The 24045-nt window shown below is 63.8% G+C and carries 27 protein-coding genes; 19 read left to right on the forward strand and 8 right to left on the reverse strand.

Annotation, left to right across the window (positions count from 1 at the left end; genetic code table 11):
- Nucleotides 1-129: 129 nt before the first annotated feature.
- The 4 genes from FJ417_RS26870 to FJ417_RS26885 all read left to right on the forward strand — a co-directional run bounded on the left by FJ417_RS26870 (nucleotide 130) and on the right by FJ417_RS26885 (nucleotide 5373).
- Nucleotides 130-1296 (forward strand): ABC transporter permease, encoded by a 1167-nt coding sequence (locus FJ417_RS26870; protein WP_140785518.1) that lies wholly within the window; start codon nucleotides 130-132, stop codon nucleotides 1294-1296.
- On the forward strand, nucleotides 1293-2231 hold the full coding sequence (locus tag FJ417_RS26875) for an ABC transporter ATP-binding protein (RefSeq protein ID WP_140641435.1): 939 nt from the start codon (nucleotides 1293-1295) through the stop codon (nucleotides 2229-2231). The genes FJ417_RS26870 and FJ417_RS26875 overlap by 4 nt, the downstream gene beginning before the upstream one ends.
- Complete coding sequence (locus FJ417_RS26880) at nucleotides 2228-2977, forward strand: ABC transporter permease (RefSeq protein ID WP_140641437.1); 750 nt, start codon at nucleotides 2228-2230, stop codon at nucleotides 2975-2977. The genes FJ417_RS26875 and FJ417_RS26880 overlap by 4 nt, the downstream gene beginning before the upstream one ends.
- A gap of 254 nt (nucleotides 2978-3231) precedes the next feature.
- Nucleotides 3232-5373 (forward strand): sodium-translocating pyrophosphatase, encoded by a 2142-nt coding sequence (locus FJ417_RS26885; RefSeq protein WP_140641439.1) that lies wholly within the window; start codon nucleotides 3232-3234, stop codon nucleotides 5371-5373.
- Nucleotides 5374-5467: 94 nt separating this feature from the next.
- Here FJ417_RS26885 and FJ417_RS26890 read toward each other — a convergent pair whose 3' ends face one another.
- The 3 genes from FJ417_RS26890 to FJ417_RS26900 all read right to left on the reverse strand — a co-directional run bounded on the left by FJ417_RS26890 (nucleotide 5468) and on the right by FJ417_RS26900 (nucleotide 7659).
- Nucleotides 5468-6457: a glycosyltransferase family 2 protein gene (locus FJ417_RS26890; protein WP_140707517.1), complete on the reverse strand. Its 990-nt coding sequence runs from the start codon at nucleotides 6455-6457 to the stop codon at nucleotides 5468-5470.
- 1 nt (nucleotide 6458) lies between these two features.
- A complete protein-coding gene (locus FJ417_RS26895) occupies nucleotides 6459-7004 on the reverse strand; it encodes a dTDP-4-dehydrorhamnose 3,5-epimerase family protein (protein ID WP_246687555.1) in 546 nt (181 codons plus the stop codon).
- A 130-nt stretch (nucleotides 7005-7134) separates the two neighbouring features.
- Nucleotides 7135-7659: an outer membrane protein assembly factor BamE gene (locus FJ417_RS26900; protein WP_140641443.1), complete on the reverse strand. Its 525-nt coding sequence runs from the start codon at nucleotides 7657-7659 to the stop codon at nucleotides 7135-7137.
- A 117-nt stretch (nucleotides 7660-7776) separates the two neighbouring features.
- Here FJ417_RS26900 and FJ417_RS26905 point away from each other — a divergent pair, with 117 nt between their 5' ends.
- From FJ417_RS26905 to FJ417_RS26935, 7 genes are all read left to right on the forward strand, one after another.
- Nucleotides 7777-8319, forward strand: a complete 543-nt coding sequence (locus FJ417_RS26905; RefSeq protein ID WP_140785519.1) for a ubiquinol-cytochrome C chaperone family protein — start codon at nucleotides 7777-7779, stop codon at nucleotides 8317-8319.
- Between the two features lie 11 nt (nucleotides 8320-8330).
- Nucleotides 8331-8879 carry a DUF177 domain-containing protein gene (locus FJ417_RS26910; RefSeq protein WP_140785520.1) on the forward strand — a complete coding sequence of 183 codons (549 nt, stop codon included), beginning with the start codon at nucleotides 8331-8333 and terminating at the stop codon, nucleotides 8877-8879.
- A 130-nt stretch (nucleotides 8880-9009) separates the two neighbouring features.
- Entirely contained in the window at nucleotides 9010-10077 is a 1068-nt protein-coding gene (gene plsX / locus FJ417_RS26915; RefSeq protein WP_140785521.1) for a phosphate acyltransferase PlsX, read from the forward strand.
- 9 nt (nucleotides 10078-10086) lie between these two features.
- The gene (locus tag FJ417_RS26920; RefSeq protein WP_140785522.1) at nucleotides 10087-11058 is read left to right on the forward strand and encodes a beta-ketoacyl-ACP synthase III; all 972 of its coding nucleotides are present in this window, start codon (nucleotides 10087-10089) and stop codon (nucleotides 11056-11058) included.
- Nucleotides 11059-11162: 104 nt separating this feature from the next.
- Nucleotides 11163-11486, forward strand: coding sequence for an integration host factor subunit alpha (locus tag FJ417_RS26925; RefSeq protein ID WP_023815657.1), 324 nt, complete (start codon nucleotides 11163-11165; stop codon nucleotides 11484-11486).
- Between the two features lie 132 nt (nucleotides 11487-11618).
- Entirely contained in the window at nucleotides 11619-12158 is a 540-nt protein-coding gene (locus FJ417_RS26930) for a MerR family transcriptional regulator (protein WP_042640150.1), read from the forward strand.
- A gap of 94 nt (nucleotides 12159-12252) precedes the next feature.
- Entirely contained in the window at nucleotides 12253-12555 is a 303-nt protein-coding gene (locus tag FJ417_RS26935) for a DUF883 family protein (RefSeq protein ID WP_140785523.1), read from the forward strand.
- Between the two features lie 75 nt (nucleotides 12556-12630).
- Here FJ417_RS26935 and FJ417_RS26940 read toward each other — a convergent pair whose 3' ends face one another.
- The 3 genes from FJ417_RS26940 to FJ417_RS26950 all read right to left on the reverse strand — a co-directional run bounded on the left by FJ417_RS26940 (nucleotide 12631) and on the right by FJ417_RS26950 (nucleotide 14475).
- A complete protein-coding gene (locus FJ417_RS26940; protein ID WP_140785524.1) occupies nucleotides 12631-12891 on the reverse strand; it encodes a hypothetical protein in 261 nt (86 codons plus the stop codon).
- Nucleotides 12892-13448: 557 nt separating this feature from the next.
- Nucleotides 13449-13643, reverse strand: a complete 195-nt coding sequence (locus tag FJ417_RS26945) for a hypothetical protein (protein ID WP_140641457.1) — start codon at nucleotides 13641-13643, stop codon at nucleotides 13449-13451.
- A gap of 223 nt (nucleotides 13644-13866) precedes the next feature.
- Nucleotides 13867-14475: a hypothetical protein gene (locus tag FJ417_RS26950; RefSeq protein WP_140641459.1), complete on the reverse strand. Its 609-nt coding sequence runs from the start codon at nucleotides 14473-14475 to the stop codon at nucleotides 13867-13869.
- Nucleotides 14476-14772: 297 nt separating this feature from the next.
- On the opposite strand from FJ417_RS26950, the gene FJ417_RS26955 reads away from it, so the two are divergent.
- From FJ417_RS26955 to FJ417_RS26985, 7 genes are all read left to right on the forward strand, one after another.
- Entirely contained in the window at nucleotides 14773-15039 is a 267-nt protein-coding gene (locus FJ417_RS26955; protein ID WP_140641461.1) for a helix-turn-helix transcriptional regulator, read from the forward strand.
- Nucleotides 15040-15193: 154 nt separating this feature from the next.
- Nucleotides 15194-15652 carry a YbaK/EbsC family protein gene (locus tag FJ417_RS26960; RefSeq protein WP_140785525.1) on the forward strand — a complete coding sequence of 153 codons (459 nt, stop codon included), beginning with the start codon at nucleotides 15194-15196 and terminating at the stop codon, nucleotides 15650-15652.
- Between the two features lie 257 nt (nucleotides 15653-15909).
- The gene (locus tag FJ417_RS26965) at nucleotides 15910-17238 is read left to right on the forward strand and encodes an NAD(P)H-dependent oxidoreductase (RefSeq protein WP_140785526.1); all 1329 of its coding nucleotides are present in this window, start codon (nucleotides 15910-15912) and stop codon (nucleotides 17236-17238) included.
- Nucleotides 17239-17240: 2 nt separating this feature from the next.
- Entirely contained in the window at nucleotides 17241-18269 is a 1029-nt protein-coding gene (locus tag FJ417_RS26970) for a thiamine pyrophosphate-dependent dehydrogenase E1 component subunit alpha (protein ID WP_140785527.1), read from the forward strand.
- Complete coding sequence (locus tag FJ417_RS26975) at nucleotides 18269-19267, forward strand: alpha-ketoacid dehydrogenase subunit beta (RefSeq protein ID WP_140641599.1); 999 nt, start codon at nucleotides 18269-18271, stop codon at nucleotides 19265-19267. Before FJ417_RS26970 ends, FJ417_RS26975 begins: the two co-directional genes overlap by 1 nt.
- Before the next feature lie 3 nt (nucleotides 19268-19270).
- Complete coding sequence (locus tag FJ417_RS26980) at nucleotides 19271-20620, forward strand: pyruvate dehydrogenase complex dihydrolipoamide acetyltransferase (protein WP_140785528.1); 1350 nt, start codon at nucleotides 19271-19273, stop codon at nucleotides 20618-20620.
- A 137-nt stretch (nucleotides 20621-20757) separates the two neighbouring features.
- Complete coding sequence (locus FJ417_RS26985) at nucleotides 20758-21921, forward strand: DUF930 domain-containing protein (protein ID WP_140785555.1); 1164 nt, start codon at nucleotides 20758-20760, stop codon at nucleotides 21919-21921.
- Nucleotides 21922-22004: 83 nt separating this feature from the next.
- Here FJ417_RS26985 and FJ417_RS26990 read toward each other — a convergent pair whose 3' ends face one another.
- Both FJ417_RS26990 and FJ417_RS26995 read right to left on the reverse strand, forming a co-directional pair.
- Entirely contained in the window at nucleotides 22005-22679 is a 675-nt protein-coding gene (locus tag FJ417_RS26990) for an HAD family phosphatase (protein WP_140785529.1), read from the reverse strand.
- An 89-nt stretch (nucleotides 22680-22768) separates the two neighbouring features.
- Nucleotides 22769-23410, reverse strand: a complete 642-nt coding sequence (locus tag FJ417_RS26995; protein WP_140641473.1) for a hypothetical protein — start codon at nucleotides 23408-23410, stop codon at nucleotides 22769-22771.
- A gap of 190 nt (nucleotides 23411-23600) precedes the next feature.
- On the opposite strand from FJ417_RS26995, the gene FJ417_RS27000 reads away from it, so the two are divergent.
- On the forward strand, nucleotides 23601-24038 hold the full coding sequence (locus tag FJ417_RS27000; RefSeq protein ID WP_140641475.1) for a transcriptional regulator GutM: 438 nt from the start codon (nucleotides 23601-23603) through the stop codon (nucleotides 24036-24038).
- Nucleotides 24039-24045 lie beyond the last annotated feature (7 nt).

Consider the following 24045-nt stretch of genomic DNA (forward strand, 5'->3'; position numbering starts at 1 on the left):
TTCCTTCGATAGGTTGAAGGGTCGGCGGGACAGCACCCCCCTCCGTCCTGCCGGCCATCTCCCCCGCAAGGGGGGAGATCGGTTCTCCCGCCGGCTTTCGCCAACCGCCAAGACCGCAAGGGGGAGGCCATGACCCTACGTTTCGACAAGCTCGGCGTGGTCATCGCCGCGATCGTCGCCTACGCCGCTTTCCTGGCCCCCTTTGCCACGTTCCGCGCCAACCGCATCGTACCCGGGCAGGCGCGTTCGATCCTCGAGTCGTTGCCGCCCACGCTTGGCATGCTGTTGCTGGCGATAGTGATCGCGGCCGCCATCGTCGCCTTGCTGCGGACGCCGCTCACCCTAAGGCTGGCCGCCAGCATCGTGGCGCTCGCCGCACTCGCCGTCCTCATCGGCGTCGCCGGCGGTTTCCTGACACCGGCCGGCAACACGTTCGCCCGCATCGCCCCGGCGTCCGGTTTCTGGCTGCTGATCTTTGCCTTCACTCTGCTCCTCGCCGATGTGCTGACCAGGCTGAACCTTTCGCCCTGGTCACGCGTCGGCGTGCTCGTGCTTGCAGCGCTTGCCATCGCCGTGCTGCTCGTCTCGGGAAGCTGGGACAGCCTTTCCATCCTCAAGGAATATGCCGGCCGCGCCGACAGTTTCTGGGCCGAAGCCTCCAAGCACGTCACGCTGGCGCTTGGCTCGCTGGCCGGCGCGGTGATCGTCGGCATACCGCTCGGCATCTTTTGCCATCGCGTCGAGAAACTGCGGGCAGGCGTGCTGAATGTGCTCAACATCATCCAGACCATTCCGTCGATCGCGCTCTTCGGCCTGCTGATCGCTCCGCTCGGCTGGGTTGCCGTGCACGTGCCAGGCGCCGCCGCCATCGGCATCAGGGGCATCGGCACCGCGCCGGCCTTTGTCGCGCTCTTCCTCTATTCCTTGCTGCCGGTGGTGGCAAACACCGTGGTTGGGCTGGCTGGTGTACCCCGCGCGGCCAATGACGCCGCGCGCGGCATGGGTATGACCGACCGCCAGCGCCTGTTCGATGTCGAGTTCCCGCTCGCCTTTCCGGTGATCCTGACCGGTATTCGTATCGTGCTGGTGCAGAATATCGGCCTCGCCACGATCGCAGCGCTGATCGGCGGCGGCGGCTTCGGCGTATTTGTTTTCCAGGGCGTCGGCCAGACGGCGATGGACCTCGTGCTGCTCGGCGCGCTGCCCACCGTGGCGCTGGCCTTTGCCGCGGCCATTATCCTCGACGCGGTCATCGAAATGGCCGCCACCAGGCGCAGGGCAGTTGAAACGGCATGATCGAGATCGAAGGCATCACCAAGCGCTATGACCAAACGACGGTGGTCGACAATGTTTCGATGATCATCGAACCCCGAACTATCGCCACCATTGTCGGCACGTCGGGATCCGGCAAGACGACGCTGCTCAGGATGATCAACCGGCTGGTCGAGCCGACCTCCGGGGTCATCAAGCTCGACGGCGCCGACAACCGCTCCGTGCCGGGTTATCAGCTGCGCCGAAGCATCGGCTACGCCATCCAGGGTCACGGCCTGTTTCCGCATCGCACGGTGGCGCAGAACATCGCCACCGTGCCGTTGCTGCTCGGCTGGGACAGGGATCGCATCAAGGCGCGCGTCGACGAGTTGATGACACTCTACCAGCTCGACCCCCAGGCCTATGGACCGCGCTATCCGCACGAGCTTTCCGGCGGCCAGCAGCAGCGCGTCGGCGTCGCCCGCGCTTTGGCCGCCGAGCCCAACGTGCTTTTGATGGACGAGCCCTTCGGCGCGCTCGACCCGATCATCCGCACCAAGGCGCAAGAGGATCTGCTGGCGATCCAGAAGCGTTTCGGCACCACCATCATCCTCGTCACCCACGACATGGAAGAGGCTGTGCACTTGGGCGACAAGATCGCCGTCATGGATGCCGGCAAGCTGGTGCAATACGCCAAGCCGGCTGAAATCCTGGCGAGGCCCGCAAGCGATTTCGTCGAGACACTGGTCGGCGCCAGCGAAAGGCCGTTCCGGCTGCTGTCGCTGGGGCCTGTGCGCGATGCCGTGGAGCCGGGCGGCGCCGAAGGCGAGGCGATCCCAGGCGAAGCCACGCAGCGCGACGCGCTGGCCGAGCTGTTGTGGTCGGGCCGCCCTGCGCTGCCGGTGAAGGGCGCCGACGGCAAGCTCATTGGCCGCGTCACCATCGAATGCTTGGTGAAGCGCGCGGCGAGGCCGCAATGAAAGCCTGGCTGCCCGCGCTGCTGAGGCTGGCCGTTCTGGTGGTGCTGGTGGTCTTCATCACCAGCCCCAACTGGTTCGAGCCGCTGCTGAAGCCCCTGACCGAGAATGGCGCGCCGGCAATCTACAACCAGGGCAGCCTGCTGACGCTGACCTTGCAGCATCTGCGGATCGTCCTGGTCGCGACGGTGGCCGCGACGATCGTCGCGGTGGCGCTCGCCATCCTCGTCACCAGGCCGGCCGGCGCCGAGTTCCTGCCCTTGTCGCGCAGCCTGGTCAATATCGGCCAGACCTTTCCCCCGGTTGCCGTGCTGGCGCTCGCCGTGCCGGCCGTGGGTTTCGGCGAGAAGCCGACGCTGATCGCGCTCTTCCTCTACGGATTGCTGCCGATCTTCGAAAACGCGCTGACGGCGCTCACCACGTTGCCCGGCAACGTCATGGAGGCGGCGCGTGGCGCCGGCATGACCGGCTGGCAAAGGCTGATGAAGGTCGAGCTGCCGCTGAGCGCCCCGGTGATCCTCGGCGGCATCCGGCTCTCGGTCGTCATCAGCCTCGCCACCGCGACCATCGGATCGACCGTTGCCGCCAAGACGCTTGGCGAGGTGATCATCGCCGGCCTGATCTCGAACAACCTTGCCTTCGTGCTGCAGGGCGGCCTGATCGTCGCCGCGCTTGCCGTTCTGATCTATGACGGTCTGTCGGCGGTCGAACGCTACGCCGCGCGACGCATGGGGCAGGGGGCGGAATAACGCTACGTCTGCGGATTGGCGAATGTGCCCCAGCGCCATTTCAATCGATCTAATTCCAAGCTTGCGCTGGCACAACAATTCCTGCCCTCTTCTTTTGGGCGAAAGCCGGGCAAAAACCGAACAATATCTTGACGTTCCAAGCCCTGTTTCGCATACACCCCAGCCAAGGGGTGGAATCCGTGCGCGGCATCCATCTCCGTTCCAACGGCCCAGGGAGGGGTTCTTTTGGGCCAACAATCGAGGAAAATCCGGCAATGACCATCATTACCGCCGTCATCGCCTGCGGCTTGCTGTCAGTTCTGTACGCCATCTGGGCGACACGTTCGGTCCTTGCGTCCGATCAGGGCAATCAGCGCATGCAGGAAATCTCCGCCGCCATCCGCGAAGGAGCCCAGGCCTATCTGGCGCGCCAGTACACGACCATCGCGGTCGTCGGTATCGTCGTTCTCCTGCTTGCCTGGTGGCTGCTTTCGATCACCGCCGCTATCGGCTTCCTGATCGGCGCGGTGCTCTCGGGCGCCGCCGGCTTCATCGGCATGCATGTTTCGGTGCGCGCCAATGTGCGGACTGCGCAAGCCGCTTCGAACAGCCTTGCTGCCGGCCTCGACATCGCCTTCAAGTCGGGCGCCATCACCGGCATGCTGGTGGCGGGTCTGGCGCTGCTCGGCGTCTCGATCTACTACGCCATATTGACCGGCCCGATGGGCTTGCAGCCGAATGACCGCGTCGTCATCGACTCGCTGGTTTCGCTCGGCTTCGGCGCTTCGCTGATCTCGATCTTCGCCCGTCTCGGCGGCGGCATCTTCACCAAGGGTGCGGACGTCGGCGGCGACCTCGTCGGCAAGGTCGAGGCCGGCATTCCGGAAGACGATCCGCGCAACCCGGCCACCATCGCCGACAACGTCGGCGACAATGTCGGCGACTGCGCCGGCATGGCCGCCGACCTGTTCGAAACCTATGCGGTGACCGTCGTCGCCACCATGGTGCTCGCCGCCATCTTCTTCGGCGGCACGGCCGCGCTGGGTGCGTCGATGCTCTATCCGCTCGCCATCTGCGGCGCCTGCATCCTGACCTCTATCGTCGGCACCTTCTTCGTCAAGCTTGGCTCGAACGGCTCGATCATGGGCGCCCTCTACAAGGGCCTGATCGTCACCGGCCTCTTGTCGATCGTCGGTCTCGCCATCGCCACTTCGGCCACCGTCGGCTGGGGCGAGGTCGGCAATGTCGCGGGCATCGCCATCACCGGCAAGAACCTGTTCATCTGTGGCCTCATCGGCCTCCTGGTGACCGGCCTCATCGTGGTGATCACCGAATACTACACTGGTACCAACAAGCGCCCGGTGAACTCGATCGCCCAGGCTTCCGTGACCGGCCACGGCACCAACGTCATCCAGGGCCTCGCGGTCTCGCTGGAATCGACCGCGCTGCCTGCCATCGTCATCGTCGGCGGCATCATCGCCACCTACCAGCTCGGCGGCCTCTTCGGCACCGCGATCGCCGTCACCACCATGCTCGGACTTGCCGGCATGATCGTGGCGCTCGACGCCTTCGGCCCTGTCACCGACAATGCCGGCGGCATTGCCGAAATGGCCGGCCTGCCCAAGGAGGTGCGCCACTCCACCGACGCGCTCGACGCTGTCGGCAACACCACCAAGGCCGTCACCAAGGGCTATGCCATCGGCTCCGCCGGCCTCGGCGCGCTGGTGCTGTTCGCGGCCTATTCGAACGACCTGAAATTCTTTGCCGCCAATGGCGACAAGTATCCTTACTTCCAGGGCATGGGCGAGGTCTCCTTCGACCTCTCCAACCCGTATGTCGTCGCCGGCCTGATCTTCGGCGGCCTGATCCCCTACCTCTTCGGCGGCATCGCGATGACCGCCGTCGGTCGCGCCGCGGGCTCCATCGTCGAGGAAGTGCGCAAGCAGTTCCGCGAGGACAAGGGCATCATGGCCGGCACCTCGAAGCCGAACTATGCGCGCGCCGTCGACATCCTGACCAGGGCGGCGATCCGGGAAATGATCATCCCGTCGCTGCTGCCCGTGCTGGCGCCGCTCGTCGTCTATTTCGGCGTGCTGCTGATCTCGGGCTCCAAGGCCTCGGCCTTCGCGGCGCTCGGCGCCTCGCTGCTCGGCGTCATCGTCAACGGCCTCTTCGTCGCCATCTCGATGACCTCCGGCGGCGGCGCCTGGGACAACGCCAAGAAGTCGTTCGAGGACGGCTTCACCGACAAGGACGGCGTCAAGCACCTGAAGGGCTCCGAGGCGCATAAGGCATCGGTCACCGGCGACACCGTCGGCGATCCCTACAAGGACACCGCCGGCCCGGCCGTCAACCCGGCGATCAAGATCACCAACATCGTCGCGCTGCTCCTGCTCGCCGTGCTCGCGCACGGCTGATCGCGACGGCTATTCCACGACAAAGCCCGCGGGAGCGATCCCGCGGGCTTTGTTTTTCGGCATGACATCCTTCATGCTTTCCGCCCGGGGGCACTCAACCGGCTTCCGGCCTTTCGCTGTCATGGCGATAGCGGGCCAGCAACGCTTCGGCATCCGGTTCGCGTTCGGGCATTGGCGGTAAGCCGCGAGTCTGGCGCAGCATGGCAATGAACGCGCCGTGGCGAAATTGGCGGCGGAAGGAACGCGCTCGCGGATGTATGCCGAGGGCAGCCAGCAGCCTGCGTTTGAGGTAGCGGAAGCGCTTGAGGGGAGCCGGTTCCTCGGCGTTGCCAAGAATCCTGACGCGCAACGCGTCTGGCGAACTCATCGCGTTCATCAGTTCTTCCTGCTCCTGCGCCGTATCACGCGCATAGCTGCCTTCGCGCTTGCCCGAATGCAGCATGAGCACGGTCAGATGCGGCATTGTCGCAATCACCGCACCGTTGCGCCATGCACGGAACAGCCAGTCCTGGGAACTCTCGCAGACGCACTGGCTGGCCGGGCGCCATGGCCCAAGCCTTGGCAGCGACGTTCTCCGGACCATTTGCGCGGAGCCGAAGCCGACTGTGGTGACCGGGTCATAGAAGCCGTGCCGCCCCGTCCCGAGGATCATATGCCTGGAACCTTTGCTCGCGGCCGACTCGATGACCGCACCCCGGGCGATCACCACATCGGCGCCGGTGGCGTCGATCCAGCCGCTCATGGACGTCAGATGGTCGGGAAACCATAGGTCGTCATGGTTCAATATGGCAACGAAACGGCCGCGTGCTCTGGCAAAGCCGATATTGTTAGGCCCCGACTGCTCGCCGAAGTTCACGGGAAGATCGATATAGGAGATGCGGGCGTCGCCGAAAGCGGCAACCGTTGTCGCGGTGTCCGGCCGGCACGCATCACCAATCACCATGGCTTCCCAGTCCTGCAGGGTCTGGCCAACGAGGCTCTTCAGCGTTTGATGCAGCACCGCCGGACGATTGTGCGTCGCTATCACGACCGAGACCAGCGGTTCGATCGGTCCGATCGCCGCGCCTTGACCGGCCTGTTCCACGCTACACCAGCTTGTAGGGGATCTGTTCGGTGTCCGGCGGCAGGCGCCAATGGTCGGGCGCGTCATAGGCGTAGGCCTTGTCGACGAGGTTGAGCACCAAAGCAGTCTCCGCTCCGAGCGCGACGACACCGTGCCAGACGCCGGGCGGAATGATGACGATAGCGGGCCTGACCGCTCCGACAATCTTGTGCCAAACCGTGCCGAATGTCGGCGAGGCCTTGCGACCGTCGAACAGCGAGATTCGAACGCTGCCCACAGAGCAAAAAAGCCGGTCGGTTGTGACGCCATGGGCATGCCATCCCGTCACCGCGCCGGGATAAAGCGTGCGCTGAAACACCTGTCCGACCGGAAGTCCGTCGAGATTCCATTCCTCGCGAAAAACCTCGGTGAGGTAGCCGGTCGAAGTCGCGACAGGTCGGATTTCCTTGAGCGCGACGCCGTCGATTGTCGGCGCTTCGACGACAAGCCAGTCAGGTGTCACGGTTTGCCGGTCAGGCGTGCCTATCGCCATCCAACCTTGCGGCACAGTACGATCGCTGTTGCTCATGACCGGTCCCAATCCCCAGCAAATTGATAGGGGGACGCCGGAATATAAGCAAGTATGCGTCTTGGCCGCACCTAAACAAAACCCGCCGGCGAGGCGGCGGGTTTGATTGTTCTGCAGGCCGTCGATAGACTTAAGGCGTGCCGCCGCTGCCGCCGCCGGGGATGCCCGGCGCCAGCTTGCTGGCGCCGCTGATGATCTGGCTGAGGAAGTTCTGGTCCTTGCCGCCGGTCGGCGTCGTCCTCGAGATGAAGTCGAAGATCTTGCCGTCCTTGAGGCCGTAGTTGGCGATCTGTGTGACGCGGCCGTCGGCGCCGAAATAGACCGCCAGCACATGCTGGTCGATGATGCGGGGGTTGTCGAAGGCGACATAGCGCTTGCGCGTTTGCGAGATGTAGTAGAAGGCCTCGTTGTCGAAGGTCGCCGTCGTCGACGGCGTGCCCAGCGCCAAAAGCACCTGCTCGCGGCTCGACCCGACCGGCACCGAATCGATTGCCTGCTGGTCGATGACGTAGCCTTTCGTCAGCGTTTCGCTCGGATGGAGATCGCCGAACATCTTGGACGAATTGCAGGCGGAAAGCGCTGACACCACTACCAGCAGCGAAGCCACGCCCAACGGGGCGGGCGCAAAGAACGACTTGAATTTCAGCGCACCCAACAACAATTCTCCATCACATCCCCGCAACTTGCGCTGGGCCGCAAAACCGGTAAACCAGCTTGCATGCCGATGCAACAAGGCCAAATCAAACAACAGGTCCCCGGGAGACCGCCCTCAATGTTCCAGCGCCTTTTTGGCCGCGAACGCAATGCCAACCGCGCTATCACCGACGCGCTCTACGCACGAATCGTGGCGGCGGCGCGGCAAGCGGTGTTTTATTCCGACTGGAATGTGCCCGATACGCCGCTCGGCCGCTTCGAGATGCTGTCGCTGCACATGTATCTCGTCCAGCACCGGCTGCGTGGCGAGCAAGGTGTGGCCGCCGAAGTCGCGCAAGTGCTGATCGACGAGTTCTTCCTCGATGTCGAGCATTCGCTGCGCGAACTTGGCATCAGCGATGTCGGCGTGCCCAAGCGCATGAAGAAGCTGGCAAAGATGTTTTACGGCCGTACGGCCGCTTATGACGACACGCTCAAGGAAGACGACCGGGTGGCGCTTGCGGCGGCGCTCGCCCGCAACGTCAGGCCGGACTCCGGCCCCTGGCCGCAGGCGCCGCTGCTGGCGGACTATGTCTGCGCGGCTAGCCAGAAGCTTGCCGCGCAGCCGACCGAATCGATCGTCGCCGGCATCGCCGCGTTCCCGGCCGCCGGGACCGCGTGAAGGAGGCCGGGATGAAAGACGCCGAATTGCGCAGCCCTGTATCCTTTGTCGCCAATGTCGCGCGGCTGCCGCAAAAGGGCCTGCCTGTCCTGGTCGAGGCCGATAAGCGCCAGCGCGAGGCGCTTGCCGCCGAATACGAACTGCTTTCGGTCGAGAACTATCGCGCCGAACTGCTTGTGGCCTCCTGGAAGCGCAATGGCGTCAAGGTCACCGGTCGCGTCGAGGCCGACATCACACAGGCCTGCATCGTCACGCTCGATCCGGTCACCGCGCATATCGACGAGCCCGTCGAGGCGCTGTTTCTGCCCGAGCAGTCGAAGCTTGGGCGCGAGGGTTTCGAGGGCGGCGGCGAGATGATCCTCGACGCCGACGGACCGGACAGTCCGGAAACATTTTCCGGCGACACCATCGATGTCGGCGCGCTGGCCGAACAGTTTTTCGGCCTGGCGATCGACCCCTATCCGCGCAAGCCGGGAGCCTCGCTCGACGTCGCCGGCGACGATCAATCCGAAGAAAGCGAATTCCAGAAAAAGCTGCGTTCGCTGCTCGGAAAATCCTGAGAGTGGTCCGGATTTTGGAAAAGTTGGTTGTGCCTAGGCGCAAAACCGCTATTTTCGCCGAACCTTCGCGAGCCCCCTTACCCTGGCAGGCGTCCGCCGCAAGCCAGGCAACCCGTGAGAAAAGCACTACGTGATCAGGATTTCCATCGATGCCATGGGCGGCGATCACGGACCGAGCGTGGTCGTCCCGGCGCTGATGACGGTCGCCATCCGCCGCCCTGACATCCGCTTCGTCATCTATGGCCGCGAGGACGTGGTGCGTCCCGAACTCGCCAAGTTCCCGAAACTCGCCGAGATAAGCGAGTTCGTCCATTGCGAGATCGCGGTGCGCATGGACGACAAGCCGAGCCAGGCGCTGCGCCATGGCCGCTGGAAGTCGTCGATGTGGAAGGCCGTCGAAGCGGTCAAGAACGGCGGCGCGCAGGCCTGCATCTCGGCCGGCAACACCGGCGCGCTGATGGCGATGTCGAAATTCTGCCTGCGCACTATGGCCACCATCGACCGCCCGGCGATCGCGGCGCTCTGGCCGACGACGCGCGGCGAAAGCGTGGTGCTCGATGTCGGCGCCACCATCGGCGCGGATGCGCACCAGCTTATCGATTTTGCCATTCTGGGCACCGGCATGGCGCGCTCGGTGTTCGGCGTCGAGCGGCCGAGCGTCGGCCTGCTCAATGTCGGCGTCGAGGAGATCAAGGGCCAGGAAGAAGTCAAGGAAGCCGGCCGCATGCTGCGCGAGGCCAACATGGCTTCGATGAATTATCGCGGCTTCGTCGAGGGCGACGATATCGGCAAGGGCACGGTCGACGTGGTGGTTACCGAGGGTTTTGCCGGCAACATCGCGCTCAAGACTGCCGAGGGCACCGCAAGGCAGATCGCCGGCTATCTGCGCGCCGCCATGAGCCGCACGCTCATGGCCAAGATCGGCTATGTCTTCGCCAAGGGCGCCTTCGACAGGCTGCGCGAGAAGATGGATGTCGGGCGCTCCAACGGCGGCGTCTTCCTGGGATTGAACGGCATCGTGGTGAAGAGCCATGGCGGCGCCGATTCGGACGGCTTCGCGGCCGCCGTCGAACTCGGCTACGACATGGTGCGCAACAATCTGCTTGACCGGATCGAGGCCGACCTCGATCTGTTCCATGCGCGCAATCCGACCGCGCAGGCAAACAGGAAATCCGGCGTCGCCGACGCCGAGGAATAGGACAGAGCCTTGATCAGATCAGTCGTGCGCGGCAACGGTGCCGCGCTGCCCCGCCGCATCATGAAGAATGCCGACTTCGAAGGCATGGTCGAAACCTCGGACGAGTGGATCGTCCAGCGCACCGGCATTCGCCAACGCCACGTCGCGGCCGACGACGAGACGACAGCCTCGCTTGGCGGGGCGGCGGCGCGCGCAGCGCTGGACAGCGCCGGCATGACGCCCGCCGATATCGACCTCATCATCCTGGCGACCTCGACGCCCAACAACACGTTCCCGGCGACCGCTGTCGAAATCCAGAACCGGCTCGGCATGCATCACGGCTTTGCCTTCGACATGCAGGCGGTGTGCTCGGGCTTCGTTTATGCGGTCGCCACCGCCGACCTTTATATCCGGGGCGGCCTGGCCAAACGCGTCCTGGTGATCGGTTCGGAAACATTCTCGCGCATCCTCGACTGGAGCGACCGCTCGACCTGCGTGCTGTTCGGCGACGGCGCCGGCGCGCTGGTTCTGGAAGCGGCAGACGGAGCGGGCGCGATTACCGATCGCGGCGTGTTGGCGGCGAGCCTGCGTTCCGATGGCGTGCACAAGGACAAGCTCTTCGTCGACGGCGGTCCTTCTACCACGGGAACCGTCGGTCATCTGAGGATGGAAGGCCGTGAAGTGTTCAAGCATGCCGTCGGCATGATCACCGATGTCATCGAGGCGACTTTCAGCGAGGCCGGCATAACAGCCGAGGACCTCGACTGGTTCGTGCCTCATCAGGCCAATAAACGGATTATTGACGCTTCCGCCAAGAAGCTCGGGATTGCCGAGCAGAAAGTGGTGGTCACCGTCGATTTACACGGTAACACCTCGGCTGCCTCGGTGCCGCTCGCTTTGTCGGTGGCCGTCGCCGACGGCCGCATCAAGAAGGGCGACCTTGTGCTTCTCGAGGCGATGGGTGGAGGTTTCACCTGGGGCGCGGTATTGCTCCGCTGGTAAGTGCCGAACTCGCCGGTTCGGTTCTTGACCTTGCCGGATCAATTACTTAGGCTCTGCCTTTACCTGTATCGATTTACGTTTTTGCGAGCAGATGGGACGGTCGCATGGGGGGAAAGACACTTACGCGTGCCGACCTTGCTGAAGCCGTTTACCGGAAGGTTGGCTTGTCGCGAACTGAATCGGCGGAGCTCGTCGAGGCTGTCCTCGATGAGATCTGCGAGGCAATCGTCCGCGGCGAGACGGTGAAGCTGTCGTCCTTCGCCACCTTCCATGTCCGTTCCAAGAACGAGCGCATCGGCCGCAACCCCAAGACGGGCGAGGAAGTGCCGATCCTGCCGCGCCGGGTGATGACGTTCAAATCGTCGAACGTGCTCAAGAGCCGGATCCTGCGCTCGCATCAGAACAGCAAGGGCAAGGGCGGCAAATAGTTTGCTGGCGAATGCGGTTGAAAACCGCCGGCCATTTTGACGTCGGGCTTGAATATCGTTTCATAAATCGCTGAAATAAGGCACGATTCGGCATCATGAGCCGGATCGCGGTCCAGTGTGGAGGATTGGCCCATGGACAAGAGCCCCGACGCTTTCCGCACCATCAGCGAAGTCGCGGAAGATCTCGATCTGCCGCAGCATGTGCTGCGGTTCTGGGAGACGCGCTTCACCCAGATCAAGCCGATGAAGCGAGGCGGCGGCCGGCGCTACTACCGGCCGCAGGATGTCGAGCTGATCAAGGGCATCAGGCATATGCTCTACGATCAGGGCTATACGATCAAAGGCGTGCAGAAACTATTGCGCGAAAACGGCAACCATTTCCTGGTCGCCATCGGCAATGGCGACATGGCCGCCGTGGAGGCGATCGCCCAGCGCCGCCAGGCCGAGCAGGTGCCGCTGACGGCGGCCGCGCAGCCGCGCGGCGACGAAGACGCGCTGGTCGGCCAACCGAAGGTGAAGCCCAGCCGCCGTTTCTTCGGCCTCGGCAAGAGCGACGACGAAGGTCCGGTACAACCAGACGCCTCGAAATTGTCGCGTGACAATCGCGCCTTGCTGCAGGAGGCGCTGTTCGACTTGCTGGAATGCAAGCGCCTGCTCGACCAGGTTCGTTGAACGGTCGTCATTCGACTTGATGCCGCGCGCTCAGCCTGCCGGAACTGGCTCTGCGTCCATGCGTTAGGCCTTCTCGAAGAGAAGGACAACAAACATGGCACCGTTTTCGACCCTCTCCGACGTTGATATCGACAAGCAGGTCGCGGCGCTTTCGCGACAATTGCACGATCTCAAGAAGGTTTTGGCCAGGCGCGGCGACGCCTATTACGGGGATGGCCGCGAGGCGGCGTCCGACTATTATTCGCAACTTGCCGATCGGCTCCACGAGGCGCTGCCCGCAATAAGGCGCAGGGGCAGGGCTATTGAGCGTACGGCGCGAGATCATCCGGCGACGGCCGCCGCGGTCGGGCTGGTCGTGGTCGGATTGCTTGCCGGCCTTCTTATCAGCCGGCGCTGATCGATCGACGCGATATGAACAGAAATGGCGGCCGTCCTCGACGGCCGCCATTTCCGTGTCATTTGGCTACAGCGATCAGTTCGCGAGCTTGAGCCGCGTCTTCGGATCGACCTTCATGACCTGGCTGCACTTGCCGTAGACGGTGCCGTTCTTGTCGGTGGCATCGGTATAGGTGCCTTTGCAATCCAGCTGCAGCACCAGGCACGAGCCATGGCCCTTACAGACCGCGCCGCCGTCGCCGGTCGGATGGGTGCCGGCAAAGGCAGGAGCCGAGACCAAGCCGAAAGCCGAAAAGACGAGAGCCGCGGCGAGGCTGATACGCTTGAAGTTGGTCATTTGAGCATTTCCTTCCATTGGTTGTTGGGATCGCCGTCCTGGCGTCCCCGTTGGGTTGAGGAGCACCTTCGCGGTGCCCATGACCGTTTAGTGCTGGCCCCAAGGGAAAGGTTCATATGCCGCGCGATTTTTTTCGTTTGGCCGGCGACGTCTGTGTTCAGCCGTCAAACTTATCGGTGCCCCGCATCGCGCCACGGGCAATTCGGGGCAGGCGGCGCGGATAGGATATACGCCTTCGGTCGGGGTCACGAACCGCGGGTTGCGGTCGACGATCTTTCGCCACAGCATCAGTTCGTTATAGCGCCGGGGCGGCGGGATTTGGCCAATAGCCGAGCTTCATGGCGAAGCGGGCAACGAGAGCCGGATGGCGAGCGTGACGACGGCGCGGGCGACCGCCAGTAGCAGGCGGTGTCTGGCCGAAAGATCGGCGCAGTCCCCATTAGACGCAGTCCGGAGTGCGGTTCGGCATCACCGGATGTTTAAGCCGAAAAGTCCGATGGGAAGACTGGTCCGCTCTGGCGGCGAAGGCCTGCCTTCCCATCGGCAGAAGGGAAGGATCAGGCCTTCTTCGGAGCCATCGTCTTGTGGTGGTGATGATGGTGGTGGTGATGGCGGTGATGATGCCTGTGATGATGACGATGATGGTGATGCTTCTTCATCGGAGCCGCGTCGGCACTGGTGGCGCCGAGGATCGGCATGGTGAACGCCAGGGCCAGAGCCAGCCCGAGCGCGGAGAGGAGGGACTTCTTCATGACTTCGTTTCCTTTTTACGCGGGCCTTCCGAGATTCACCGGAGCAAATCGGTGACCCAAGCCTCGCGATAGGGACTATCCTCCTGGTTTTTTTCGACAATTTTTCCCAAATGTAGATTTTTGTTTCTGGATTGTTTCTGGGGAGCCCTCTTGCGCCGCGCGCCCGCCCTGGCCTACGAGGATTGCGCGCTCCTTGGAAATCCAAGGATGCGGCTACCTGGCCTCACATAGGCGGCGCGATGCCGTGATTCCCGACCACGACCCGGTTGGCCACGAGCTTGCCGTCGCCGCCGCGCTCGGCGTTGACGAACACCGCGATGCCCGGCGTGAGATCCGCCGGCGTGGCGGCGGCGAATGTCACGATCGGTGTCGTCTGCGGAATCGCGATCTGCTTCTTCTGGCCGTTGTCATAGGTGAGCGTGACCGTGCGGCCTTCGATCTCGGTGACGTCGGCGACGGTGCCGTTGGTCATGCGGCTGTTGGGCTGCAGATCCCAGTCGCGGTCGCCTTCTCCAGTACCCTTCAGGGCCGCCGGGAAGACCACGACTTCCAGCGCGCCGCTGCCGCCATCGGCCTTGGAAATCGAGGCGATGCCAAGAAAATCGCCTTGCTTGATATCGGCTGCCGATGCCTTGGCGACGCCCGAGATCTTCCAGCCGTCGGCAAGCGCGATCGCATCGGTCTTGCCGTCGCGGTCCTTCACCGTGAGCGTCGATCCGGCAACGCCGACGACGGTGCCTCGAACGCGTGTGGCGTACGCCGCCTGCGCTTCCGTCGCGCCGACGACGCTTGAGATGGCGCCAAGCAAAATTGCGAACGATTTCAAATTCATGGCATTCGATCCTTCCGTGAAACGCCCGGCGCGCGGGTTTGGCTGCCGGTGACGGTGAGCTAACGAATCGAGGCGTCGAAAATGCCGGCGAATCCGGTCGAGGATCTTCAAAAGAACTTGATTGAGCGCCGAGCGGCCTTACATCTACGGGGCCCGAGGCATTCGGCCAAAACGCAGCTTCACGATGGCGTGACGCCGTATGGGTGCTCTTGGCAAATCATTTGTTAACGAGCATTCTCCCGCCGTCTCAGGCAACACCACATTTCATCCGACCTGTTTCATCTTTAAGGAGTTGCCATGCCCAACACCGTACGAAACGCTGTTTCCAACGATATCATTGCCGCGTCCGGCCTCAATCCGTTGAAAGCCGCTCGCGAAACGAGGGGATACACGATCGAGGAACTTTCTTTGACCTGCGGCCTGGCTGTGGGCGAGATCGTCGACATCGAGGACGGCAAGGACGTCGACCCCGCCAAGCTCCGGCGCATCGCTTCCGCGCTGCAAGTGCCGGAAGAGGAATTGATCAGGGTGCCGTCCGCAGAGAATCGGCCCACACAGCAATAGAGACGCCAGAAGCGTCCATCCAGAAGCCCGCCGAGGGTTGGCCCGGCGGGCTTTTTAGTGCCTGCGAGGCGCAGGCGCTGGCTCTTGCCAATAACCGCCATGCCATGCGATTCGCCGAGCGCTGCTGTTCGACAGACCTGACGAGGGATTCACCATGAGCTTGGAATCGGTCCGCGCCTTTCTGGCCGAGCACGCGCCCGATGTTGAAGTCATCGTCACCGAAGCAAGTTCCGCAACAGTGGCGCTGGCGGCGGAGGCGCACGGCGTCACGCCGGCGCAGATCGCCAAGACGATCTGCCTGCGCGTCGGCGACGAGACCATGCTGATCGTGACCAGCGGCATCGCCAGGCTCGACAACCGCAAATTCAAGGACAGGATGGGCGGCAAGCCGCGCATGCTCGGCGGCGAAGAGGTGCTGGCAGCCACCAGCCATCCGCCGGGCGGCGTCTGTCCGTTCGGCCTGCCGGCGCCGCTGCCCGTTTATTGCGATCTGTCGCTCAAAGCCTTCGGCGAGGTCGTTCCGGCAGCAGGCGCCACCAATGCCGCGGTGCGCATCAGGCCGCAGCGCATGGCCGATCTGGTCGGCGCTGTATGGGTCGACGTTTGCCAGTAACAATTGCCGCCTAGATATCTTTTCATGGTTCGTCGGGGGCCGTGGCGCGGTTTTGACCGACGTTCGGCCGCGGCCCGCTCGTTTTCCATTTGGTTCGGTACGGGCGCCCGCTGCCCGCGCCTTTAGCCATTGCGCCTCGAGCCATTGGAAAAGCGTCGACCAATGGCCAAATTCTGGACATTAGTCTTGACAGAAATACATATGTTCAATACCCGTCAAGCAACCGAACAGCATGCGATATGGGAGGAATACACGGTATGGCATCCAACATTTCGTTGACGGGCCTTGCCCGCGATCTTGAGGAACGAGCCAAGTCGGGCAAGCCCATCCGCATCGGCCTGATCGGTTCCGGCGAAATGGGCACCGACATCGTCACCCGCGTCGCCCACATGTCCGGTATCGAGATCGGCGCCATTTCGGAACTCAACCTGCCGGCGGCCAGCAAGGCCGTCGATATTGCCTTCCAGGAAACCGGCCATGCGCGCGAGGTTTCCAACGCTTCGGCGATGACCTCGGCCATGGAGGCCGGCAAGATCGCCGTCACCAGCGATTCCAGCCTCGTCATCGGCAATGACCTCATCGACGTCGTCATCGACGCGACCGGCGTTCCGGCCGTCGGCGCCGAGATCGGCCTGCGCGCCATGGAGCATGGCAAGCATCTGGTGATGATGAATGTCGAGGCCGACGTCACCATTGGCGCCTACCTCAAGAGCGAGGCCGACCGTCTCGGCGTCACCTATTCGCTGGGCGCCGGCGACGAGCCGTCTTCCTGCATGGAACTGATCGAATTCGTCTCCGCCATGGGGCATCCGATCGTTGCCGCGGGCAAAGGCAAGAACAACCCGCTCAACATCGACGCCACGCCTCCGGACTATGAGGAGGAGGCGAAGCGCCGGCATATGAATGTGCGCATGCTGGTCGAATTCGTCGACGGTTCGAAGACCATGGTCGAGATGGCGGCGATCGCCAACGCGACCGGGCTGGTCCCCGACAAGCCCGGCATGCACGGTCCGGCGGCGACGCTTGGCGAATTGTCGAAGGTGCTGGTGCCCGAGAAGGACGGCGGCGTGCTGTCGAAGGTCGGCGTCGTCGACTACTCGATCGGCAAGGGTGTCGCGCCCGGCGTCTTCGTCGTCGCCGACATGTCGCATCCGCGCATCTCGGAGCGCATGGAAGACCTGAAGATGGGCAAGGGCCCGTATTTCACCTTCCATCGCCCCTATCACCTGACCTCGCTGGAAGTGCCGCTGACCTGCGCCCGGGTCGTGCTTTACGGTAAGGCCGACATGGTGCCGCTGGCCAAGCCCGTGGCCGAGGTCTGCGCGGTCGCCAAGAAGGATCTGAATCCCGGCGACAAGCTCGATGCCATCGGTGAGTATTGCTATCGCGCTTGGATCATGACGGCTCCGGAGGCCCATGCGGCGCGCGCCGTTCCCTGCGGCCTGCTGCAGGGCGGCTCCGTCACCCAGCCCATCAAGAAGGGCGAGCTCATTACCTATGCCAACGCGGCGCCCGCGCCGGGCTCGAAGATCGCCGAACTGCGCGCCCGCCAGGACAAGCTCGTTTACGGCGCTGTGGAGGCGTGATCATGGCTGGAGCCAGCAAAGCCGTCGTGGATAGCCGGGCCAACCTGCCTTTCGTCTATCGCCAGTACAGTCCGGAGCAGCTCCGGGAGGTGCTTCATAAGATGTACCTCATCCGCCGCTTCGAAGAGGGCGCCGAAGAGTGCTACATGCGCGGCCTCATCCACGGCACCATGCACCTGTCGATCGGCCAGGAAGCCAGCGCCATGGGCATCTGCATGCCGCTCGCCGAGGATGACCAGATCACCTCAACGCATCGCGGCCATGGCCATTGCATCGCCAAGGGCGCCGAGGTCAGCCGTATGTTCGCCGAGTTCTTCGGCAAGACCACCGGTTACTGCAAGGGCCGCGGCGGCTCCATGCACATCGCCGATGTCGCCAAGGGCAATCTCGGCGCCAACGGCATCGTCGCCGGCGGCATTCCGATCGCGGTGGGTGCCGCACTTTCCGCCAAGAGGATGAAGACCGGCAAGGTCGTGGTCTCGTTCTTCGGCGACGGCGCCAACAATGAGGGCGCCTTTCATGAGGCGCTGAACATGGCGGCGATCTGGAAGCTGCCGGTGATCTTCGTGTGCGAGAACAACGGCTACGGCATGTCGACCTCGACGGCGCGCTCGACCGCGGTGAAGAACATCGCCGAGCGGGCGGCCGCCTATTCGATGCCCGGTGTCATCGTCAACGGCAATATCTTCTCCGAGGTCGCCGAGGCGTCTTTCAAGGCGATGGAGCGGGCGCGCGCGGGCGAGGGGCCGACGCTGATCGAATCCAAGACCTATCGCCATCGCGGCCATTCCAAGAGCGACCGCAACCGCTACCGCACCAAGGAAGAGATCGAGGACTGGATGGCGAACCGCGATCCGATCACGCTGTTTGAGACCGAACTGCGTGACTTCGGCTTCATCGACGACCAGGGCATCCAGGCGATCCGCGACGCGGTCGCCAAGGAGATCGCCGACGGCATCGAGTTCGCCAAGGCGAGCCCGGCGCCCGAGATCGCCGCCCTTGCGGACTACGTTTACACGGAGCATGCGTGATGGATGCCGTGGTGCGTGAACTGAGCTACGCCCAGGCGATCCAGGAAGCCATGGCTATCGCCATGGACATGGACGAGCGCGTCTTCCTGATGGGCGAGGACATCGGCGTCTATGGCGGCGCCTTCCAGGTGACGGGCGATCTTGTCGAGCGCTACGGCAGCGACCGTGTCATCGACACGCCGATCTCGGAACTGGGCGGCGCCGGCGTCGCGGTGGGCGCCGCCGTCACCGGCATGCGGCCGATCTTCGAATTCCAGTTCTCGGATTTCGCCACGCTCGGCATGGAGCAGATCGTCAACCAGGCGGCCAAGATGCGCTTCATGCTCGGCGGCGAGGTTTCGGTGCCCCTGGTGATGCGCTTCCCGGCCGGCTCCGGCACGGGCGCCGCCGCCCAGCACAGCCAGAGCCTCGAGGCCTGGCTCGGCCATGTGCCCGGCCTGAAGGTGATACAGCCGGCGACGCCGCACGATGCCAAGGGCATGCTGCTTGCCGCGGTCGCCGATCCGGACCCGGTCATGATCTTCGAGCACAAGCTGCTCTACAAGATGAAGGGCCATGTGCCGGAAGGCCATTACACCGTTCCGATCGGCAAGGCCGAGATCCGCCGCGAAGGCCGCGATCTCACCATCGTCGCCACCTCGATCATGGTGCAGAAGGCGCTCGATGCCGCGGCCGTGCTGGAGGGCGAGGGCATCGACATCGAAGTGGTCGATCTGCGCACGATCCGGCCGCTCGACAGGCAGACCGTCATCGACAGCGTGAAGAAGACCTCGCGCCTGCTCTGCGTCTACGAGGCGGTGAAGACGCTCGGCATCGGCGCGGAAGTGAGCGCGCTCGTCGCCGAAAGCGAGGCGTTCGACTATCTCGATGCGCCGATCGTGCGGCTCGGCGGCGCCGAGACGCCGATCCCCTACAATCCGGACCTGGAAAAGGCGACGGTGCCGCAGGTTCCCGACATCATCGCCGCCGCCCGCGACCTCGTGAAAGGGGTCCGCTGAGCGATGCCGACCGAAGTCATTCTTCCCAAGGTCGACATGGACATGGCGACCGGACAGATCTCGCGCTGGTTCGCCGAGGAAGGCGCCAAGGTCAAGAAGGGCGACGTGCTCTTCGAGATCGAGACCGACAAGGCGGCGATGGAGATCGATGCGCCGGCCAGCGGCACGCTGCGCAACGTCACCGGCAAGGAGCGCGTCGACATTCCCGTCGGCGAGCCGGTGGCGTGGATTTATGCCGATGACGAAGTCTACGCGCCAATCTCCCCCCTAAGGGGGGAGATGCGGGCGAAGCCGACAGAGGGGGGCGCTGTCCCGCCAACGTCTCAGTCTGTCGCCCCCCCCTCTGGCCTGCCGGCCATCTCCCCCACGAGGGGGGAGATTAGCCAATCGCAAGGGCCTGCCCGAGCCACGCCTTTGGCTCGACGCTTGGCCCGTGAGGCAAATCTGGACCTCTCGGCTATAGCAGGCAGCGGTCCGCGCGGCCGTGTTGTGCGCGCCGACGTTGAGGCCGCAGCCGCCGCGAAAGACGCGGCCGCCTCTGCTCAGCCCGCCGCCGAGATTCCGGCCGGCGCTCCATCCGCTCCGGCCCCAGCACCCAAGCCGATGTCGGACGACCAGGTGCTGAAGCTGTTCGCCGAAGGCTCCTACGAGCTCGCGCCGCACGACAACATGCGCAAGACGATTGCGCGCCGCCTGGTCGAGGCGAAATCCACCATCCCGCATTTCTACCTGACGCTCGACTGCGAGCTCGATGCGCTGCTGGCGCTTCGCACGCAGTTGAATGCCGCGGCCCCGATGCGGAAGACCGACAAGGGCGAAGCCCCGGCCTACAAGCTCTCCGTCAACGACATGGTCATCAAGGCGATGGCGATGGCGCTGATGGCGGTGCCGGACGCGAACGCCTCCTGGACCGACAGCGCCATGGTCAAGCACAAGCACGCCGATGTCGGCGTCGCCGTGTCGATCCCCGGCGGCCTGATCACGCCGATCATCCGGCATGCGGACGAAAAGACGCTGTCGGTCATCTCCAACGAGATGAAGGACCTGGCGAGCCGCGCCAGGAGCCGCAAGTTGAAGCCGGAAGAGTATCAGGGCGGCACGACCGCTGTGTCCAATCTGGGCATGTTCGGCATCAAGGACTTTGCCGCCGTCATCAACCCGCCGCATGCGACGATCTTGGCGGTTGGCGCCGGCGAGGAGCGTGCGGTGGTGAAGAAGGGCGAGATCAGAATAGCCACCGTGATGTCGGTGACGCTGTCGACCGATCACCGCGCGGTCGACGGCGCGCTTGGCGCGGAATTGCTCGGCGCCTTCAAGCGCATGATCGAAAACCCGATGGGCATGCTGGTGTAAGCCAACCCTGCAGGCCCTTGATCCGGCTTGCTCTTAACGCCACGGACCCTCCGATCACCGACTTGTCAGGCCGGCAGCTCGTAGGAAACCCGGCCTAGCGCTTGAAGCCGCCGCTATTTCGTTCCACATCGGGCGCTATGAACGGCAAGATGCGGGAATGGTTTCGGAATTGGCGGTGGGCCTTGGCCGCATCGCTATTCCTGCATGCCCTGATTGCAGCGTTCTTGTTCCTTGGCTTGCCGAGACCCGACCAACAGCCGGATCAGCAGGAACAGCCGGTGAATGTCGCGATCGTGCCGCCGCCCGATCAGCCCAAGCCGAAGCCCGCTCCAAAGCCGCCGCAGCCGACGCCTGAAAAGAAGGCTGAAAAGCCGCCTGAGCAGGCCGTGCAAAAGCCACCGCCTCCGCAGCCGCCGAAACCGCAGGACATTCCGGTTCTGAAGCGCGTTTTCCAGTATGGCGAGAAGGATACCGGCCCGGAGAAATCTCTGAACGGAGGCAGCGCTCCAGCCAACGCGCCGTCGCCAGCCCAAAATGAACCAGCGAAGCCGCCGGTCGCACCGAAGCCGGCGCCCGACCAGCCAGCCGCTGCAACGCCCGAGCAGCAGGCGGATACCAGCAAGGCCCAAGATAAGCCGGCAACCGCCCCGCCGGACGAAAAACCCTCGCAAAGCGAGGAGAAGCAGGCGACCGAGGACACTGACAAGCAGCAGCCGGACAAGGCGTCGCAACCCGCCGAGAACCAGGCGGCCGAAGCGCCAAAGCCGTTGACGGCCGAAGCCGGCGACAAGCCCGCACCTCCATCGTCAACCGAAAAGGCAAAGCCTAAACCTTCCAAGGCGATGAAGTTCAAATCGGCAAGAGCCTTGAGAGCGCCAAGCGGGAACCCAGGAAGGTCAAACCCCGCCGACACCGAGGTTGCGGGATCGCCGATCTATTCCGGCCTGCCGGGCGTCAGAAAGCTCTACTCGCCGGGTGCGACCGGCAACGCGCTGGCCACAAGCTCGATGGAGAGCGTGCCGCGCGATCAGCGCGTTGCCAATCTTTGCGCCAACGTTCTGAACCAGGAATTGCAAAGTGCCGATTACTCGCCCAAATGGCTGCCGACTATTCCCCTGAAGCAGGGCAATGTTCTTAACCCTACGCAGGCTGCCTTCAGCACGACAACGCAATGGTACGATCTGAGCTTCCGCTGCGAGGTCGACGCCGATGCAACGAGGGTCCTGTCCTTCAACTTCCGTGTGGGGGGACTGGTCCCGCCCGGTGAGTGGACCCGGCGTCGCTTCCCCAGTCTCCGCTAGAGCATGATCCCGAACCGAAGGTCAGCGAATGCAAAAGTGGGAACCGGTTTTCGGAGAAGATCATGCTCCAACAAAGAGTTGGATCAGGCCGGAACGCCAAGCCCCGCCAATTGCCGGCCGACTTCGTGCCAGTCGGCGCAGACGAAATCGGCGCCGGCAGCCTTCAGCCGCGCACAGTGCTCGGCATAAGTGTGCGCGCCGCCGGTATAGCCGATCGCGATCATGCCGGCCGCGACCGCGCCTTGGACGCCGAGCGGCGAATCTTCGACGACGATGCAGTCGGCCGGCTTCGCCCCCATTTTCTCGGCGGCGTAGAGGAAGATGTCGGGCGCCGGCTTGCCGTTCTTCACCATCGAGGAGGAAAAGATCGCTTCGCCGAAGAAGCGTGACAGCCCGGTCACCGACAGGCTGTGGTTGATGCGTTCGACCGAGGATGACGAAGCGACGCAGCGGTCGCCGGCAAGCGCGCTCAGGAATGGCGCGATGCCCGGCGTCGGCTTCAGCTCCTCGGAAAAGAGCAGCTTGGTCTCGGCCCAGATATCGCCGTCGGCGGCGGCCGGAAACTGATGGCCGGTCAGTTCCTTGATTTTGACGATGATGTCGGACTGCTTCATGCCGATGCATTGGGCGATGATGCCGCCATGGACGCCGGGCATGCCGTGTTTCTCGTAGACGCGCTCATAGGCTTTGGCGGCCAGCGGCTCGCTGTCGACGAGAACGCCGTCGCAATCGAAAATCATCAGTCTAGGTTGCGCCACGCGCTTCTCCCGGCTCCTGTGCCAATGCGCACATCGCTATCGATAAAAAGTCAGATGTTCAATAGTCGGGCGGCTCCGTCCCCAACGCCTCAAAGCTGGCGCAGCGCCTCGCTGACCGGCGTGGATCCAAGCGCGCGCTGCATGGCCTGGCGCGACTGCGCGCGGTCGGGTGTGATCCAGTTGGGCTCGGCGCCGAGGAAGCGGTCGAGAAAGGCCACGGCATAGGCGGGCATTTCCGTTGCGTTCTCGCGGTAAGACCACCAGGTTCGCAGGTCGTCGGCGCATTTGTCGATGCTGGGCGCCGTGCCGAACTCCTGCTCGTGCACGGCCAGGATCGCCGATACGCAGTAGTTGGTATAGAGGAAGCCTTCCGGCCAGAAGCGCACGATTTCCGCCGTGCCGGCATTGGCCTCGCTCTCGATCATGTCGGTGAGGCCGGAAATCTCCCGCGCCGGCGCCTGCCGGATCAGCTCGCGCAGCACAAGCCCGGCGGCGAAGACAATGAAGTCCGCGCGGTCGACGGCAGCGAATCGCTTCTGCGCTTCCATGACTTCGATCCAGTCGAGGAAAGCGCGCGTCAACTTGGCCTCGTCGATCTCGAAGCGCACGCCGAACGTTTCGGACACCACTTTCGCGCTGCTGCGGAAGGTGGCGCGGAACCAGCGCAGCTGCCGCAGCCGGTGGCGAAGGTCCGGCATCAGCGCGAGTTCGTGCCTGAAAGGCAGGTCCATGTCTCACTTCCCGTTTGACGGCAGGCTAGCACAGGCGTTGCCGATGCCGAAATCGGTCAGCCGCCTGTGGAGCGTTATGACGGCTAATATAATACATGTTGACATCCGAGGAAACAAATGTTCTCACTTTCGGGTCATCTCACCTCCGTCCAATATGCGTCGGAGGAACGAGAGTCGGGAGGAGTACCGAATGGCGATCTGGCAGTGGGCACTGCTTCTGCTGTTTGTTGTCTGGGCGCTGCAATCGCTGGGCGTCTGGCTGCAGATGCGGCATTATTCGGACGTCTTCAAAGGCGTCACCGGAGAGTTCAAGGATGGCTTCGTCGGCGCTGGCAATTTCCGCGGCCGGCTTGCCAAGGGCACTATCGCGCTGATCGTCGTGACGCCGGATCTGATCGTGCGCCGCATGATGGTCATGAGCGGCCGCTCGGTGCTGACCAAGTTCAAGCGACATGAAGAATTCGAGGGCGTCCCCCTCGATCGACTCCGGTCCAACCCTGCGATCATGGGGGAGGGGGAACCCGGTGTGGCCGAGGCCGTGAAACGGGCGATCGAGCAGATCGACCGCGCGCGGTCGGAGCCGGGGAAGAAGCCGGGCCTGTCCGGCTTGAACGTAGCAAGGGCATAAACGGACG

The sequence above is a fragment of the Mesorhizobium sp. B3-1-7 genome (assembly GCF_006439385.1).
GTDB lineage: Bacteria > Pseudomonadota > Alphaproteobacteria > Rhizobiales > Rhizobiaceae > Mesorhizobium.